Origin of the sequence: Chelatococcus sp. YT9, from assembly GCF_018398315.1 — a bacterium.
In the GTDB taxonomy this organism is placed as follows: Bacteria; Pseudomonadota; Alphaproteobacteria; order Rhizobiales; family Beijerinckiaceae; genus Chelatococcus.
This window is the reverse complement of the sequence record NZ_JAHBRW010000002.1, coordinates 361,854-379,100: the sequence shown is the minus strand read 5'-3', so window position 1 is coordinate 379,100 and position 17,247 is coordinate 361,854. Positions and strand designations below refer to the sequence as shown.

General features: G+C 59.3%; 15 protein-coding genes and 1 pseudogene. 7 read left to right on the top strand and 9 right to left on the bottom strand.

Annotated features, from left to right (window positions below; genetic code table 11):
* Positions 1 to 120: 120 nt before the first annotated feature.
* Positions 121 to 975 carry a LysR substrate-binding domain-containing protein gene (locus tag KIO76_RS21765; protein WP_213325691.1) on the bottom strand — a complete coding sequence of 285 codons (855 nt, stop codon included), beginning with the start codon at positions 973 to 975 and terminating at the stop codon, positions 121 to 123.
* Between the two features lie 163 nt (positions 976 to 1,138).
* Between KIO76_RS21765 and KIO76_RS21760 the strand changes: the two genes are divergently transcribed.
* On the top strand, positions 1,139 to 2,653 hold the full coding sequence (locus KIO76_RS21760; protein ID WP_213325690.1) for an MFS transporter: 1,515 nt from the start codon (positions 1,139 to 1,141) through the stop codon (positions 2,651 to 2,653).
* Between the two features lie 26 nt (positions 2,654 to 2,679).
* Here the strand turns inward: KIO76_RS21760 and KIO76_RS21755 are convergent, their stop codons facing one another.
* Positions 2,680 to 3,798, bottom strand: coding sequence for an ROK family protein (locus KIO76_RS21755; protein ID WP_213325689.1), 1,119 nt, complete (start codon positions 3,796 to 3,798; stop codon positions 2,680 to 2,682).
* A 240-nt stretch (positions 3,799 to 4,038) separates the two neighbouring features.
* On the opposite strand from KIO76_RS21755, the gene KIO76_RS21750 reads away from it, so the two are divergent.
* From KIO76_RS21750 to KIO76_RS21730, 5 genes are all read left to right on the top strand, one after another.
* The gene (locus KIO76_RS21750) at positions 4,039 to 5,370 is read left to right on the top strand and encodes an ABC transporter substrate-binding protein (protein ID WP_213325688.1); all 1,332 of its coding nucleotides are present in this window, start codon (positions 4,039 to 4,041) and stop codon (positions 5,368 to 5,370) included.
* Between the two features lie 68 nt (positions 5,371 to 5,438).
* Positions 5,439 to 6,335, top strand: a complete 897-nt coding sequence (locus KIO76_RS21745) for a carbohydrate ABC transporter permease (protein WP_213325687.1) — start codon at positions 5,439 to 5,441, stop codon at positions 6,333 to 6,335.
* On the top strand, positions 6,328 to 7,173 hold the full coding sequence (locus tag KIO76_RS21740) for a carbohydrate ABC transporter permease (protein WP_213325686.1): 846 nt from the start codon (positions 6,328 to 6,330) through the stop codon (positions 7,171 to 7,173). The genes KIO76_RS21745 and KIO76_RS21740 overlap by 8 nt, the downstream gene beginning before the upstream one ends.
* A gap of 32 nt (positions 7,174 to 7,205) precedes the next feature.
* Positions 7,206 to 8,042, top strand: a complete 837-nt coding sequence (locus KIO76_RS21735) for a sugar phosphate isomerase/epimerase family protein (protein WP_213325685.1) — start codon at positions 7,206 to 7,208, stop codon at positions 8,040 to 8,042.
* 172 nt (positions 8,043 to 8,214) lie between these two features.
* Positions 8,215 to 9,303, top strand: coding sequence for a Gfo/Idh/MocA family protein (locus KIO76_RS21730; RefSeq protein WP_213327060.1), 1,089 nt, complete (start codon positions 8,215 to 8,217; stop codon positions 9,301 to 9,303).
* Here KIO76_RS21730 and KIO76_RS21725 read toward each other — a convergent pair whose 3' ends face one another.
* The 7 genes and pseudogenes from KIO76_RS21725 to KIO76_RS31645 form a co-directional block, all read right to left on the bottom strand.
* Positions 9,304 to 10,341: an NAD(P)-dependent alcohol dehydrogenase gene (locus tag KIO76_RS21725; RefSeq protein WP_213325684.1), complete on the bottom strand. Its 1,038-nt coding sequence runs from the start codon at positions 10,339 to 10,341 to the stop codon at positions 9,304 to 9,306.
* A 110-nt stretch (positions 10,342 to 10,451) separates the two neighbouring features.
* Positions 10,452 to 11,828 carry an FAD-dependent oxidoreductase gene (locus KIO76_RS21720; protein ID WP_213325683.1) on the bottom strand — a complete coding sequence of 459 codons (1,377 nt, stop codon included), beginning with the start codon at positions 11,826 to 11,828 and terminating at the stop codon, positions 10,452 to 10,454.
* Between the two features lie 2 nt (positions 11,829 to 11,830).
* The gene (locus KIO76_RS31785) at positions 11,831 to 11,965 is read right to left on the bottom strand and encodes a hypothetical protein (RefSeq protein WP_502761911.1); all 135 of its coding nucleotides are present in this window, start codon (positions 11,963 to 11,965) and stop codon (positions 11,831 to 11,833) included.
* Positions 11,908 to 12,612, bottom strand: a pseudogene (locus tag KIO76_RS21715) (carbohydrate ABC transporter permease); the annotation flags it as partial. The gene KIO76_RS31785 and the pseudogene KIO76_RS21715, both read right to left, overlap by 58 nt.
* A gap of 92 nt (positions 12,613 to 12,704) precedes the next feature.
* The gene (locus tag KIO76_RS21710; protein ID WP_213325681.1) at positions 12,705 to 13,667 is read right to left on the bottom strand and encodes a carbohydrate ABC transporter permease; all 963 of its coding nucleotides are present in this window, start codon (positions 13,665 to 13,667) and stop codon (positions 12,705 to 12,707) included.
* Positions 13,664 to 14,914, bottom strand: a complete 1,251-nt coding sequence (locus KIO76_RS21705) for an ABC transporter substrate-binding protein (RefSeq protein ID WP_213325680.1) — start codon at positions 14,912 to 14,914, stop codon at positions 13,664 to 13,666. The genes KIO76_RS21710 and KIO76_RS21705 overlap by 4 nt, the downstream gene beginning before the upstream one ends.
* A gap of 305 nt (positions 14,915 to 15,219) precedes the next feature.
* Positions 15,220 to 15,864: a helix-turn-helix transcriptional regulator gene (locus KIO76_RS31645; protein WP_213325679.1), complete on the bottom strand. Its 645-nt coding sequence runs from the start codon at positions 15,862 to 15,864 to the stop codon at positions 15,220 to 15,222.
* Between the two features lie 405 nt (positions 15,865 to 16,269).
* Between KIO76_RS31645 and KIO76_RS21695 the strand changes: the two genes are divergently transcribed.
* Positions 16,270 to 17,238: a carbohydrate kinase family protein gene (locus KIO76_RS21695; RefSeq protein ID WP_213325678.1), complete on the top strand. Its 969-nt coding sequence runs from the start codon at positions 16,270 to 16,272 to the stop codon at positions 17,236 to 17,238.
* Positions 17,239 to 17,247: the final 9 nt, after the last annotated feature.

The following is a 17,247-nucleotide window of genomic DNA, read 5'->3' as shown; positions in this document are numbered from 1 at the left end:
GATCGATCGCGCGTGAGGGCACATCCCGCTTGTCCGCCGCTGCAACTGAGGGTGGCTCCATGATGCAGGCGATCCCGATGGAGAGCGTGTCACCCTCACCTCGTCACTGAACCTGCGCTATCACGAACTCGGACGATGTTCGCGGAAGCCGGCGGCGAGGGCACGCAGAGCTTCCCGGGATTTCGCGTCGGTCAGCGTGGAAAACATCACGATTTCGGTCGAAGGCAGCGGTGGAAGCCCGAAGCGTTGGCTGACTTCGACAGCGCCGGGCGGCGCCAGGCGGCAGGAGAAGGCCGAGACGGCAAGGCCGGCTGAGACGGCGGCCGTCACCATCGAGGAGGTTCCTCCGAGAAAGACCTCCGTCCACGGAATTGAGGCGGCATCCAGGGCCCGCGTAGCGATATCACGGACTCCACAGGTTGGCGAAAGCGCCGCAAGTCTCAAGGGGTCGCCGTGGCGATGCTCAAATTGCGGAGCCGCGAACCAGCCGAAGTGCTCCGGCCCCAGCACCTCGCCGCCTCGCCGGTCATCCTCGCGCCGGATTATGGCGGCGTCGAGCTCCCCGCGATCGAAGGCGTCCAGTAGCTCGCGGGAATTATCCATGCGCACCTCGATGGTGAGGCCTGGATCATGAGCACTCAGCCGCGCCAGGAGGGTAGGGACCTCAGGTCCTGCCACATGGGCAGCGATACCGAGGCCAAAGCGGCGGCGTCCTCCGGAAAGGGCCGCCATGGCACGGTCATGGGCGGCGAGGAATTCACGAGCCCCCACGAGAAACACAGCACCCTGTGCCGATAGGCGCACCGCGCGAGGTGTGCGTTCGATGAGCCGCTGGCCCAGCCGCTCTTCAAGACGCTTCAGTTTCACGCTGATCGCGCCCTGGGTCGTCCCGAGTGCCTCGGCGGCCCGGGTGAAGCTGCGTAGATCGGCGATGGTGACGAACGCTTGGACAGCGTCCACGTCCAGCGTGCTCATGCCAATAATCCAAAATTGTTATCTCTGATATATTCAAACATCTTATTCTGTTGTGATCAACGGTTCGCTAGCCTGTCACCGCACTGAAGCAGGAGGACTGAAGCACGCGCCGTCCGTCATCAGCGGATTTCGCCCCTGCGGTCCCGACCTCAAAAGGCGAACCATGACCCTTGCGCTTTCCCGATCGAGCGGAAAGAGCGCCGTAGCGCTCGCCGCCATTTGCCTATCCGCGTTGATGTTCGGCCTGGAAATCTCCAGCGTGCCGGCAATCCTGCCGACGCTCGAGCAATCGCTCCATGCGGATTTCGGGCAACTCCAGTGGATCATGAATGCGTACACGATCGGGGTGACGATGGTGCTGATGGCGACGGGCGCTTTGGCAGACCGTTTTGGCCGCAGGCGCGTGTTCATTGCCAGCATCGTCGCGTTCGGCCTCGCTTCTCTCGCCTGCGGAATGACGGGCAGCGTGGCCGTACTCATCGGCGCCCGCTTTATTCAGGGCCTGAGCGGAGGGGCGATGCTCGTGTGCCAGATCGCCATCCTGTCGCATCAGTTCCGCACCCCCCGTGAACGTAGCGTCGCTTTCAGCTGGTGGGGCGTCGTCTCTGGCGCAGGGCTGGGGTTCGGACCGATCATCGGTGGCCTCATCGTCGCGATGTGGAGCTGGGAATGGGTGTTCCTCATTCACGTGACGCTGAGCATCACAACGGCCGTTCTCGCAGTCGGCGGGGTGGAGGAAGCAAGCGACCCGGACGCAACACGTCTTGACCTCGCTGGTATCACCACGCTGTCACTTGCCGTGTTTTGCCTCGCGTTCTTCATCACTCAGGGGCCGGAATTCGGCTTCGACAGCCCGCTGGGGCTTTCGATCCTAGGCATCTCGGGCCTAAGCTTCGCAGCCTTTCTCATCGTGGAGAAGCGTGCCGCACGGCCCATGTTCGACTTCACGGTCTTCCGCATCCGCGCTTTTTCCGGAGCGATCATTGGGTCAGCGGCGATGAACATGAGCTTCTGGCCCTTCATGATCTATCTCCCCATCTGGTTTAACGCTGGCCTTGGCTATGACAGCGTCGCTGCGGGCCTGGGGCTGCTTGCCTATACACTGCCGGCCTTGGTCGTGCCGCCCCTGGCCGAGCGTCTGGCGCTGCGCTATCAACCTCGCCTCATCATTCCGGCCGGATTGTTCACCATCGGTCTAGGCTTTATCCTGATGAAGCTTGGCACCGCGGCTGATGCTGCGAGTTGGCTCACGATGCTGCCTGGCTGCATGCTGGCCGGCATCGGCCTCGGACTGACTAACACACCGGTCACCAACACGACGACGGGTGTTGTGCCCGCCGCCCGGTCCGGAATGGCGTCGAGCATCGATATGAGCGCAAGGATGATCGCGCTGGCCATCAATATTCCCGTTATGGGTTTCATCCTCGTCGAGGGCGTCCTGTCCTCTCTGGAGGCGAACCTGCCGCCTGGCATGAGCACGTCCATCTTGCGCTCACACGCCGGGAAAATCGCGGCCGGCACCATCTCCTCCTCTGAACAGGGCTTGACTGGGACTGTCATTCATCAAGCCCTTGCGGATGGTTTCGGCTGGGTGATGCTCTACGCCAGCATGAGCGCCTGGGTGCTCGCCGCCGCCAGCTTGATGATGTTCGGCCCGAGGATGACGCCGCATCCGTGATTGCACCAGACGGCTATCGCGCAGGCCTAGGACGAGATCCTGCTCCCTAAGGCCCGGACGGGATCCAGCTTCAGCCCCTCGAATGCCAATTCGGCGGCACCAACAAGAACGTCTTGTTCGAGCGCCGCCGGGATGAGGTCAACAGGCTCGACGCCTGCGACCACGGACATCGCGAGGACCTCGCCGAGCAACGAGGGCATGAGTTCGGCAATCGGTGCAAGGGCACCGGCGAGAACGACGCGGTCGGGAGCGAGCGTGTTGATCAGACTGACCAATCCGATCCGCAAGGCACCGATGCAATCCGATGCAAGGAACCTCCCGCGCTCGCTGGCGGAAAGCGTCACGAGGCGCTGGCGGATATTCTCTGGGGAGCCTGTCCTGCGCAATCCAAGGGCTTTGGACACCGCCCGACCATTGACATAGATCTCGAGGCAGCCGCGGGATCCGCAAGCGCATTCGGCCCCGAATGGATTGACGTTGAGATGGCCGGCCTGCAGCGTATGGTCGCCGCGCGATGCCAAGCTCGTTTGCCGGGATATCATCGCCGAACCCACTCCGTTCGGCTGAGAGGTCAAATAGAGCAGGCGCCTCGCCCCGCGCCCGGCACCCCTCAGATACTCAGCAAGTGCACCGAGCGTTGCGTCATGCCCGACGGTGATGGGAACCTGCCCTCCCAACCGTTCCTCGATCACCGACTTGATGGGCACGTCATGCCAGTTCAACGACAGCACAGTGCGGGCGACCGCGTTATCCTGCGTCATGATGCCGGGGATGGCGAGCCCGATCCCGCAGAGCGGCGACAGAGCCGCTGTCCGGGTGACGGTCTGGCTGATCGTCTCTGCGATCTGCAGCAGCGCCTCGCGGGGTGGGTGATCTCGCACCGCCATAAGGTGATGCTCCTGATGCAGGATGCTGCCGGCGAGGTCGACGGCAGCGAGCTCAACCGTGTCGGCGCGCACATTGACGGCGATCACATGGGCGCCACCGGGCTTTAATTCGAGATGGGGGGATGGGCGCCCCGCAACCCCGCTGCGGGCCGCGGCCGGGAGGATGCTGATCAAACCGAGCCGCACCAGCTCGGCTGCTGCCACACCGACAGCGCTCCGCGCGAGCTGCGTATCGAGTGTTGCCTCTGCACGGGTCATCGACCCATGTCGCACGAGGGATTCCAGCAGACGTCCGGTCGCAGTTTGCATAAGAGGCCTGAGCGCTCCGGCGAAGTGCCATCCAAGGAATTGCAGCTTGACACATTTGTTCGTTTGAGAACAAATATCTCAAGAAGCGATTTGCTCCAGCTGGCCTGATGGAGAAATGCAGGCCTGTCAAGAAGAAGCATGCCTATTTTCCCAGAAAAGAAGTCTCGAAGCGACGCAGGGGAGTTTAGAATGGCATTCAAAATGTTTAGACGGGAGGTCCTGGCGCGCGCTGCTGGACTTGCGGCACTCATGCTTGCATGCGGCGCGTCAACGACTTTCGCTCAGAACGGGACGGTCGATTGGCAGCAGGCGAAAGGAACAACGCTCTTCATCGGCATGAATAAGCACGTATTTACTGACACGATTAGGCCGCTTATTCCCGAATTCGAGAAATTGACTGGAATCAAGGTCCAGATCGAGTCCTATTCCCAGGACGAGTATATGAATAAACGTCTGGTCGACTTATCCTCGGGTGCCGGCACCTTCGACGTGGTCATGATGGACCAGGCCATCGTTCAATATAGCAAGGCAGGATGGGTCGAGGAGCTGGACAAATATATCACCAATCCGAAGTACTTCGATAGCACGTCCTACGACGTCAATGATTTCCTTCCGTCTTTGACCAGGAACACCTTCATCAACGGCAAACGGTTCGCGCTGCCTGTCACAGGCGAAGCGCAGATCCTTTACTACCGCAAAGATGTGCTCGATGCTGCGGGCATGGCGGTCCCGACCTCGTTCGACGAGCTCTACAAGACGGCTGTTGCTCTGAATCAACCTGGCAAGATGGCTGGAATGTTGCTGCGGGGCGAAAAGATTCACACCGCGTGGAACAGCAGCGGCTTCATCTGGTCCTACGGTGGCAAGGTCTTCGACAACGCCGAAAGCCCCACGAAGGCGACGTTTGACAGCCCTGAGGCGGTCGCCGCCATCACGATGTATGCCAAGCTCCTTCAAGACGCCGGTCCGGTCGGCGTGGGTAACTATACATGGTATGAGACGGTCTCGGACTTCCAGCAGGGCAAGGCCGCAATGTATCTCGACGCGTCCGTCTTCATGTCGCAGATCGAGGATCCTAAGAAATCGACCGTTTCGGGGAAAGTCGGCTACGCGAGCATGCCGGCCGGACCTGCAGGCGCTATGGCCAATACTGGCGCATGGATGCTGAGCATCAGCGCATCCTCGAAGAACAAGCCGGGCGCGGCGCTCTTCATGTCTTGGGTGACGAGCAAGGATGTTGGACTGAAAATTGGCGAAGCCGCTGGCATCGGGGCGCGAAAGTCAGTCTTCGAGGCCCCATCTTTGCGCTCCAAATATCCGGCGGCCTGGGCTGAGGCAACGATCAAATCGATGATGCCAGCGGAGCCGACCCCTGGCCCGCCCCGGATCACGGCGATCGATGAATGGCTGGACATTTATGGTGGCGCGGTGAACGCGACCATTCTCAAGCAGGGTACGGCGCAGTCCAATTTGTCATCCGCGGCTGAGAGGATGGACAAGGCTCTGGCACGCTCGAAATAGGCGACCGCAGTAGTGTAGGAGACGGTGCATTGCCTCGTTCTTGACGTTCCAAGCAAACCGGTGAGGCGATGCACTCTAATCTAGCGAACCTGCGCACGAAGGCGAGGGACTGGCTTCTTCCCGCCAGCTTTCTCGCTCCAGCGCTGCTTGTTCTCATTGTCATCAACGTCATTCCACTATTCTACACAATTACGACCAGCTTTCAGAATTACTACCTTCCAAAGAGCTTCGAACGCGGCTTCAACGGGCTGGACAATTACGTCGAACTGATAGTCGATCGGCGATTTTGGGCGGCAGCGGGACGCACTTTCATATTCGTGACGGCTTCGCTCATCGTCGAGCTGGTGCTTGGCTTCGTCATCGCTCTGATGCTGTTTCGGCAGCGGTGGGCCGTCGGGGCGCTTCGTGGGCTGATCTTGCTGCCGATCATTGTCACGCCCATTGCAGTTGCTTTCGTCTGGCGTCTGCTATTCAGTCCGAGCCTTGGATTGCTGAACTATCTCCTGGCGTTTGTCGGCCTGGGACCGTTCGAGTGGATCTATAGCCCAAACCAGGCGTTGATCTCGCTGATCATCGTGGAGGCCTGGCAGCATACGCCCGAACTGATGCTCATTATCTATACTGGGTTGCTCACGCTTCCGGAAGAATTGTCGGATGCGGCCCGCATCGACGGCGCCAATCCTTGGCAGGTCTTCAAGAATATCAAGCTACCTCTCTTGAAGCCGATCCTCATGGTCGGAATCGTCTTTCGGGTGATCGCGCTCCTGAAGACCTTCGATGTCTTTTACATCGTGGGGCGTGGAGGGCCAGGAACGTCGACGGAAACACTGGCACTCTATGTGTATGCATCGGGGTTCAGCTTTCTGCGGATGGGATATGCGTCCGCGCTGGCGATGGTACTTTTCTTGATCGTCCTTGCGTCCACCATTCTTATCGTCCGCTGGGGAGACGTGAAAATTGGCTAACACGCGGGACCACGATCGCCCGGTCACACTGGGGGATATCCTCAACACCATTGGCCTCGTCATCGTCGCGATCGTGTTCATCATGCCGATCTTCTGGGCGATCCTAATGTCGCTCAAGACGCGAGCTGATGCGCTTGCGATGCCGCCGAAGTGGCTGTTCGTGCCGACCTTCGAGCATTACAGCACGGTGTGGAGCGAAGGTGCCTTGCTCGAGTATACGCAGAACAGTTTGATCGTAACCTTATCGGCGACTGCGATCGGACTGATGCTTGGTGTTCCGGCGGCGTACATCCTTGCACGGCGCCATTTTCGGGGGAAGCGTACCCTGCTTCTCGGCATCTTGAGTACTCGGATGATTCCGCCGGTCGCTTTCATCATCCCGTTTTTTGTCATCTTCACGAACCTCGGCCTCAAGGACACCTATACAGCGCTGGTTATCGTCTATCTTACGATCATACTTGGCTTTGTGATCTGGATGATGAGGAGCTACATCGTCGATCTTCCGATCGAGCTTGAGGAAGCCGCGCGTATAGACGGGTGCGAACAGTGGCAGACATTCCGATATGTCGTTCTCCCATCCTGCAAGCCGGGCTTGGCGACTTCCGCAATATTTTCGTTTATCTATGCCTGGAATGAATTCCTCTACGCGATGGTTTTGACCAACCGTCATGCGAAGACGTTGCCGCTGGGCATCTATAATTGGGTCTCCTACGAGGAGGTGCGATGGGGCGAGCTCACGGCGGCTGCCGTTCTGGCGATGCTGCCGGTTCTTGTCTTCTATCTCTTCGTTCAACGTGCCCTTGTGAGAGGCCTCACCATGGGCGCGGTCAAAGGCTAACTATCGGCACACTGAGTGAGGACGATGCCGCGATGAGCACTGTCAACAAGAAGACCGGCCTGGTCACCAAGATCCGGACGGAACATGAGAACATCATCTCCGGCGTTCATGATCTCGGCTTCGACGTATGTCATTTGTCGGCGTATAATCCTGGCGCCTTGACGGACGAGATCAAGGAACACTTTCGCAAGGAGATGAAGCGCCTCAACATGGAGGTTACGGGCTTCTGGGCCGGCTGGCCTGGGCATGTCGTCTGGGATTTCGTTGGTGGTCCGATCACCACTGGGCTTGTGCCGCCGCATCTGCGGGAAGAGCGCATCGCCATTACCAAAAATGCGTCAGACTTTGCGGCTTCTCTCGGGATCAGAATGGTGATGACGCATATCGGCTTCGTGCCGGAAGATTGCAATGAACCAACTTACAAGTCGCTGGTGCCTGTCGTGCGAGATATCGCATCCCACTGCAAGTCGAACGGTCAGGAGTTCTGCTTCGAGACAGGGCAGGAGACGCCCGTCACGCTGTGCCGTTTGATCGAAGACGTCGGAATGGACAATGTAGGCGTCAATTTTGACGCAGCGAACCTGATCGTTTACGGGAAGGCCAATCCTGTAGACGCTATTGACATTTTGGCTCCCTACATCCGCCAGGTGCATATCAAAGACGGTTGCTATCCTGTTGATACCAAGAAGCTCGGCAAGGAGATGCAGCTTGGCGAGGGACAGGTTGATCATCCCGCACTGTTGAAGAAGCTCGTCAGCATTGGCTTCAACGGCCCCTGGATCATCGAGACGGAGTTCACCGGCGAGACGCGCAACGCGGGCATTCTTAAAGCCAAAGCTCAGCTCGAACACTGGTTGTCCGCAATCTAGGGAGGCCGCGTTCGTGGCCATCTAAGGCTAGATCGGCCGTCACCCCGTTCGGTTGGTGCCGGTTGTCTGTGCCTCTGGCCGAGCCGTGACGAGCGTGGAGCGGTTCGCTCGCACGGCTCATGACAGCGTGCTGCGGGACAGTCGGCAGATCGCTTCGAAAGAAGAAGATACCATGCCAAAGAAAGTAAGAATTCTCGTCATTGGCCTTGGCAATATGGGATTGTCGCATGCGGAGGCCTACCGACAAATCGATGGTTTCGAAATCGTGGGCATCATGAGCCGCTCGATTAAATCCAAGCAGTTGCCGCCGGGATACGAGATCTATCCGCGGTACGAAGATCTGGATGAGGCGCTGGAGCAGACGAGGCCCGATGCGGTATCGATCAATTCTTGGCCGAACACCCACGCAAGCTACGCGATAAAGGCGATCGAAGCCGGTTGCCATGTGTTCATGGAAAAGCCGATAGCGACGACGATAGAGGATGCGGAGCGGGTTGTTGCGGCGGCCAAGACTCACGATCGGAAATTGGTGCTGGGTTATATCCTTCGGGTTCATCCGTCTTGGATACGTTTTATTGACATCGGGCGGTCGTTGGGCAAGCCGCTGGTCATGCGCCTGAACCTCAACCAGCAATCCAGCGGTCAGGCCTGGTACTGGCACAAGAATCTCATCGATTCGCTGATTCCGATCGTTGATTGCGGTGTCCACTACGTCGACGTGATGTGCCAGCTAACGGCGGCCAAGCCGGTTCGGGTTCACGGCATTGGCGCGAAGCTCTGGGCGGAGGCGGCGCAGGACAACTATGGGCATCTACACGTGACCTTCGACGACGGATCAGTGGGCTGGTACGAGGCCGGGTGGGGGCCAATGATGAGTGAGACGGCCTATTTCGTCAAAGACGTCATAGGACCTAAGGGCTCCGTGTCGATTGTTGCCGGACGGGACGGTGGCGAGTCTGCGATGCTCGATACCATCTCGGAATCCGCGGATCTCGACCGTCACACCCAAACGGCTACAATAAGGATCCATCACGCAGACGTCGACGAAAGCAGGAATTTTGCTAGGCGTGACGATGTTCTGCTCATGGATGATGAGCCTGGACACCAGGAGTTATGTAGGCGAGAGCAGGAATATTTCCTGAGGTCTATCCACGAAAACCTAGACTTGTCGCAATCAATGGCTGCCGCAGTGGATAGCTTGCGCATCGTGCTGGCCGCAGAGCGCAGTATCAAGGAGGGGCGGGTTGTCGAGTTGACGTAATCAATCTTCGAGGCGGATCTGGAGCTTGACGTCTGCAGGACGGGCCTCTGCCGCGCGCTCGAAGGCGGCAACGGCTTCCTCGAACGGGAATGTCGCGGAGATGAGCGGCTTGAGATCCACGCGTCCGGATCCCATCAAGGCGAGCGCCCGGTCATACTGATGTGCGTAGCGGAATACGGTCTCGACCTTCAGCTCCTTCGTGGACAGCCGCGCGACATCGAAGGGTACGGGGTCAATTGGCAGGCCGACCGCCACGATGGTGCCGCAAGGACGGGAAAGATCGACGATGTCGGACCAGACGACTGCAGAACCCGAACATTCGAAGACGATGTCGGCTCCCCAACCGCCCGTCAATTGCGCGACTTCCGCCATGAGGTTCTCTTCGCGCACGTTCACCGGGATCACGCCTTCATAGATTGCCGCGATCTCGAGTTTCGGCTGGGCGATATCTGCTACGACGGCACGCGCGCAGCCGCCGGCCAAGGCGGCGATGGCCACCATGATCCCGATCGGCCCGGCGCCGATGACAACGGCGGTGTCACCCGGCTGGATCTTTGCTTTTGCTGCGGCCTGCATTCCGACGGCGAATGGTTCCACCATCGCTGCCTCAGCGAAGCTGATGGAATCCGGGATCTTGAAGGTGAAATTCGCTGGATGCACGACGAAAGGCCGGATGACTCCATGAACTGGCGGTGTAGCCCAGAAGGTCACGCTTGGGTCCACATTGTAAATGCCAAGACGTGAGGCCCGTGAGTGAGGATCAGGAAGGCCCGGCTCCATACAGACACGGTCTCCGGGTTGGAGGCCGGTCACGCCCTCCCCGATGGCGACGACGGTGCCTGCAGCCTCATGGCCTAGCACCATCGGCGCATCCACAACGAAGGGGCCGATGCGGCCGTGCGTATAGTAGTGCACGTCGGAACCACAAATACCCACAGTGTTCAGCCGGATCTTGACCTGGCCGTGCCCCGCTTCCGCTTCGAGATCGATATCGCGCAGGGCCAGTTTGCGGGGGCGTTCGAGAACGAGGGCTTTCATGGATGGGCTCCGGTGCCGGGCTGCTCGTGAGAGGTATGAGAGAATGACGGGATCGGCCCCGGGCTCGGGCCGAAGAAAGGCCGCGGCCAAGTGGGGAGGTGAACCTGGTATCAGCCCGGGTAGTCGATGATAGCGTCCTGCTCGCGTAGGCCCTGCTGGATACGGCGCGCATCAAGAGCACGCGGTTCCGCGGAGGCCGCTGCGGCCATCGCCGCGGCAACGCCGGCGGCGTGCCCCATCGCGGCGCAGGTCGCGCCGACCCGGGCGGAACCGAGTGCCTCCCTGTCGGCCGAGAAGCATCGTCCGGCCACCAGCAACCCATTCACATTGGTCGGCAGCAGGGACCGATATGGAATGCGGTAGGGCAGGGGTACATACATCGCGTGATGGCCGATGGCGTCCGTTGTCGGATGCACGTCGATCGGCCAACAGCCGAGGGCAATCCCGTCATCGAAATCCGTGCGGCCGAGGATGTCCTCGGCTTTCAAGGTGTAGACGCCCTCGAGCCGCCGCGTTTCCCGGATCCCGATCTGCGTGCTGGTCTGGATAAGCCGTCCCGCGGCAAAGCCGGGCAAATGTCTCACGAAGTAGTCAACGATTTCCGCTGTCTCGCGACGGCCTGTGAGCTCGGCCCGTGTGAGTTCGGATGCAACGGAGGCATCTCCGGTGATCCGTGTTGAATTCACCCAGATCACATCCGCGTCGAGGCCGCCGAACCACGGCCCACCGTAGCGCGGTAGCCGCCCGCTCTCGCGCTCGGCCCGCATGTGGTCGGCATCGACCACCACGTCCTGCCGCACCGACGCGTATTGGCTGAGCGTGGGTTCACGCAGATAGCCCGGCTCCGGACCAATGGGGGGGGACACTGGCTTATGAATGTCGTTGTCGGTCTCGATCTGGAGATTGCCCATCCTGAATGACATGGTCATCGGCTGGAGCGACTGGCCTTTTGTCCAGCGCGCACCGGCGCGTGCCATGACATCGCCGTCGCCAGTGCAATCGACGGTGACCTGCGCACGGATGGCCTGCCGGCCCTCAACATTTTCGATACACAGCCCCTTCACCGAACCATTCTCAAGGATCGGATCGGCGCCCCAACAGTGGAAGAGGAGATCGACGCCGGCCTCGGTAACGAGATCATCGGCAACCCGCTTCATGATCTCGGGATCTGAGTTCAGGACAAAGCCTGTATGATCCTGGCATCCGTTCAGCGCGGCCGCCCTGCGGATCCATTCGCCTGCGACGCCGCCGACACAGCGGTGGTAAGGCCGTAGCCAGGAGTTGAAGCCGGCAAGTGTCAAAACCATCCCGGCGGTCCACATGCCACCCAGAAAGCCGTGGCGTTCGACAAGGAACGTGCGTGCGCCGGCCCGGGCCGCCCCGACCGCGGCACAGACACCTGCTGGTCCGCCGCCGACCACCAGAACGTCGACATCGGCGACGATCGGAATATCTTTTGCTGGCTCACGATAGCGAGTATCGTTCATCGTTATTTCTCCAACCCTAGACGGTGCCGTATCAGCCCTTTACTGCGCCCGATGTCATTCCGCCAATGAGATAGGGTTGCGCGAACCAATAGACCGCAAATACTGGCAGAACCGATAGGACACCTGCCGCCATCAATTGATTCCAGCTCGTCTGTACTTCGCCGATGAGAGAGGCGATCCCCACGGGCACGGTCCAATTCTCTGCCGAGAGCAACAGCGTCCGGGCGAACAGAAGATCGACCCAGCTCGCCGTCGCGGCGAATGCAACCGTGGCTGCGATCCCGGGCTTGGCGATCGGCAGGACCACGAACCAGAGCGCGGTCATAGCGGAGCAGCCATCAACTTTCGCGGCCTCGTCAAGTTCGCGCGGCACATCGTCAAAGTAATTTTTCATCATGAATGTGGCGAAGGGGATGATCATCGACGCATTGGCGAGGATGACAGCAGTGTGGGTATCGAGGATTCCTGCCCAGCGGAACAAAACGAAATACGGGAGCACGAGAAGCGTGCCTGGAAGAACGCGTCCCAGTAGAAGCACGAAGGCGATGCCGCTGGCCGTCCGGGACTTGAACCGGGACAAGCTGTAGCCCGCAAGCGTGGCGCAGAACGTGCTGAGCACGGCCGACCCGACAGTGATGACGGCTGAATTCAGGAACCAGCGGGCAACTGGATATTGCCGGACCAGTGCTTCGAACGCGGAGAGGTTGATATCGGCGAGTCTCGGCAGAAGGTCCGGATTGCGCGACAGGATCGACGACGTTGGAAGGATCGACGTTTGCGCCATCCAGTAGATCGGAAACAATAGAAGCACCGTCAGTAATCCGGCAAGGAAAAGGCGGAGCGTTGAAGCGAGGCGGGATTCGGCTTCACCTGTCATCATCGCTGCTCCACCTTCATCTGCCAGCGGACAAAACCGAGAACGCTGATCGCGACCAGGACGAAAGTCAGGACCCCAAGCGCCGACGCCGCCGCCATGTCAAAAGTCTCGAAAGCGAGGTTGTAGATTCGGATCGCAATCGTATCGGTAGCTCCCTGCGGGCCTCCTTTTGTCGACGCATAGATGAAGTCAAATTCGCGGAAGACATACATCGCGTTGAAGACGAGCGCGACGATGGCGTAGCGACGGATGCTCGGCCAGGTTATCCATTGAAACTGGCGCCATTCGTTGGCCCCATCGATCGAGGCCGCTTCGTAGAGCTCCCGCGGGATCGTCTGTAGCGCTGCCAGCAGCATGATCGTGAAAAAGGGGTAGGTTTTCCAAACTGTGGGAAAAGTCACTGCCGCAAGGGCAAGCCGCGAATCGCCGAACCAGTTAATGTCCTGTGCCACGAAGCCGAGCGTCCGCAGCATGAAGTTGAAAACGCCGAACGACGGCTGCAGGATCCAGAGGAAGGCGATTGTCGCTGTGATGCCGGGGACGGCCCAGGGCAACAGCATGAGTGTTCGAAACAGTCTCTGTGCCGGGAACTTCTCATTCAGGATCAGGGCTGTCCCGAGGCCCAGCCCGAAAGCGATGATCGAGGAAGCCAATATGTAGGCTCCGCTGATGGAAAGGCTGTGCCATGTCGCCGGATCTGACAGAACACGGATATAGTTGTCCCAGGTGAAGTCAGCCTTCAGAATCAGAGCGATATTGCCGAGCTTGACGCTCTTGAGGCTAATGATGAGCAGCAGAGCCAGAGGCACCAGAAGAAGAGCGCCGATGAGGGTGGACGAGGGCGCGAGCAGGGCGAGCGCAAAACCATGCCCCTCACGCGGCGCTGACCTATGTCGTGGTTGCGTGGGGGGCACCAGAGCGACAGCGCCTTGAGGCGCTGCCGTTTCTGCGATGCGTATCATGGCGTAATGCCCTTGGCGTTCAGTCGTTCCTGAAGCCCGGCAAGAGCCTCCTTGGTCTCCGCTTGTCCCTGTAAGATGGTGCGAAGGGTGTTGGTCAATTCCGTTGAGAACGCCGCGTAGTTTTTGCGGACCCCGTAGTAGTCATTGGGTATCAGAACCTCGGCGTTCTCCGCCGATTTGGCGATAACGACGGTATCTTTATCCTTTAACAGCGCTTGGTCGACGCCGGGCCGCGCCACCGGTGATTTAACCAGCTCGACATAAGACCGCATGAGATCTGGCGACGCAGCCATTTCTGTGAACGCCCACGCAAGTTTCGCGGTCTCGGCGTCGGCTTCTTGGGGAATCGAGAAGCCGTGGCTAACATCGCCTGGCACAACCTTGAAGGGCATGGTTGCAAGGTGAAGATCGCCGACGACGTCAGGCTTGGCCGCCGCTGCTACGTTGGGCCATACGGAGGGGTTCTCGATCATCATGGCCACGTTGCCATCATAGAATGCCTGCCGCTTGGCATTGATGTCGGTGCCACGCGGCGCATATTTCTGGCCGATTTCGCGCCAGAGGTCGATGGCCTCGACGACAGTCGGATCTGTGAAGTTCCAGGCGCCGTCTTTTGCCCACTGCCCACCGAGACCGCTGACGAACTCGAGCGCATCGCGCATGAAGTTCACGGTATTATCGTCTGTAATGGCAAAACCGTACTTGCCGTTTTTGGTGAGTGCCCTGGCAGCAGCAAGCAATTCTACCTTATTGGTAGGGATGGCGATGCCGGCATCCTTGAACATCTTCTCATTGACGAAGAAGACGTAACCGTAATGCACGAGCAGAACGCCGTAGTTCACTCCTTTCCAAGTCATCGACGCCTGATTGGCGGGCCATTTGGTGGCGATATCCGTTCCAGCGATGCGATCATCGACATTCTGCAGAAAGCCAGCTTCTGCCCAGGCGGGCAGGTTGATGGTCGGCAAAGGCACATGCACGATGGATGGCGCGCTGCCTGCGACGAAGCGGGTCGTCAGGGTGCGGATGTAGTCGCCGAAGGCGATATTCTCGATCTTGACATCGACCCCCGGGTTGGCCTTCTCAAATTTCTCTTCGATGACCTTCCACCAATCTTTCAGGCCGGGCGAGGTCGCTGTCCAGGTCGTGACGGTGAGGTCTTTGGCCGCAGCGCCGGTCACCAGCGAACCGGCCATGACGGTGGCGCCGAGCGCCAGGCCCAACCATCGTACGAAAGCGGTCTTCATCGTATTGTCCTCCCAGCTTATCCTTGGTCTCGCGGCGAACCGGGACGACTGAGATAACAATATTCCGATCCCCCTGCGCCAGCATCGGGTTTGCATAAAATCTATGATTTTTTGCGCTAGGTGAGTGAGGAAGTCGAATTCGTGGCTAAAGTTCGCGCAAAATTTTGTAGACTGAGTGGCCGTTCGTTCATAAGAATGTCCGGGTTGGCCAATCGCGCGCTTTGCAAACGAACGGCGGTCGGGGGATTGGGAGTGCTTGCACGTCCCGTTCTTTTCTCAGATTCAGAACTCAATGTTGCCCGTGCTCAGTCCATCGTGCGCGAAAGTCTGCGGTAGGCGCTTGGCGTCATGCCGCGCTCCTCGCGAAAGCTTCGGTTAAAGCTGGATATGTTGGCGTACCCGACGTCAAAACAGATGTCTGTAATCGGCCGTTGTGTTTCAGCGAGGAGCCTGCTGGCTTCGCCTATCCTTAACTTCCGCATGTAGTCAACGAAGTTGTGAGCCGTATTCTTCTTGAAAAAGCGTGAGAACGAGCTGGAAGACATACCGACATGAGCTGCAACGTCCTCCATGCTGACCTCGTGCGGGAGCCTGGACAGGATAAAGCTCATTGCTTTTTCGATGTGGTCCGAAGCGGCCCGATCGAGGGTTGGAACATAGCTGGAGGTGGCGAGTGGCGTTCGATTCTTCGTGGTCGCCAGAAGGTGGAGCAACTCGAGGAACCGGATCAGCCTGGTCACGCCGCTTGCCATGCTGATCTCTTCCATTAAGGAGGCGCCGGTGAGGGCGCAGGTGTCGTGAAATTGCCAACTGCGGTTGAACACCTCCAGATTGGGCAAAAAGCTGCGCAACTCCGGAAAGAGGCCGGCCGCCTTCTCGAGAAGATGGGGATCGAATTGGATGACGAGATCGCGGTCGGCGACAATCTCGTCGGGATGGAGATCGCTCACCCAATTGTGGGGAACATTGGAGTTTACAAAGGCGAGATGGCCGGGGCCGAAGGTTCCGATGTAGTCTCCGACGAAGACACGGCCGGTGGAGCGCCGGATGAGATGAAGCTCATGTTCGGGATGGTAGTTCCAACGCGCGACCTCGCATGGAAAGTCGTGCGAGACGCACCGGAAGCTATGTTCGGGGCTTGCGATGATACGTTCGAGGGCGGGACTCTTGGTGATGGATCGAGACATGATTTCCGCTCATAGAGGCCAGCCGCGCCAGGCCGTCGCGCTCCGCTCAGGTCGGTCCTGCGACCACTGGTGTTGAAAGATGTCGATGCTCTCTTATAGCCAACCGAAACCAACCTCAAATCCGGCACACGCACCAAATCTGTCCTGCCCCTGCAATGAGTAGCGATTATGATTCTTGTTTGCGGCGAGGCTCTCGTCGACCTCTTTGTTTCTGTTGATCCGGTGAACGATCTCGCGGCGGAGGCCCTGTTGGGCGGATCACCCTTCAACGTTGCGATCGGCCTTTCCCGGCTTGGCGCCCCGGCTGCCTTCTTTGGGGGGATTTCCGCCGATCCATTTGGGCAAGCGATCGGCAAAAAACTTGCGCGAGAGGGGGTCGATACCTCCTTGGTCAAGCATAGCGAGCGGCTCTCGACGATCAGCGTTGTGGCCACTGACGAGCATGGTCAGCCGAGCTACGCTTTTCACGGTGAAGACAAGGCCGACCGCGATGTCACCTTCGCAGATCTCCCCAGGCCCAATCAGGGGTTTGAGGCGATCACATTCGGATCTTACACGCTTGCCGTGCCTCCTGTTTCCGAGGCCTTGCTGGCTCTTGCACGGCGCGAGGTGGGACGCGCGACAATTTCGCTCGACCCGAACGTCAGGCCATCTGTGACGCCCGACATGGATGCGTGGCGCGCCAAGTTCGAAACATTCCTCCCTTACGCCGATATCATCAAGGCGAGCGAGGAGGATATTCGGGTCGGCTATGGGGCTGCGTGCGACATGGGGGAACTCATCGCCCGATGGCTGCTGAGTGGGCCAAGTCTTGTGGTTCTCACACGTGGTGCGCACGGCGCTTCAGCCTATCTGCGCGGGCACCCGGAGATCCGCGCGGAACCGCTGCCGGTCAGGGTGTCAGATACCGTCGGCGCCGGTGACAGTTTCCACGCGGCGCTGCTCGCCTATCTCGGCAAAATCGACCGTCTCGCCCGTCCTCGCTTCATGGAACTCGGGGTTGAAGATCTTCGCAAGGCCATGGATTTCGCCATTGTGGCCTCATCGATCACCTGTGCGCGAAAGGGAGCCGATCTGCCCACGGAGGCGGACGTCCTTGAAGTCATGAACTCGCGAACGTCCGTCCACGGACCGTGAATAGGCCTC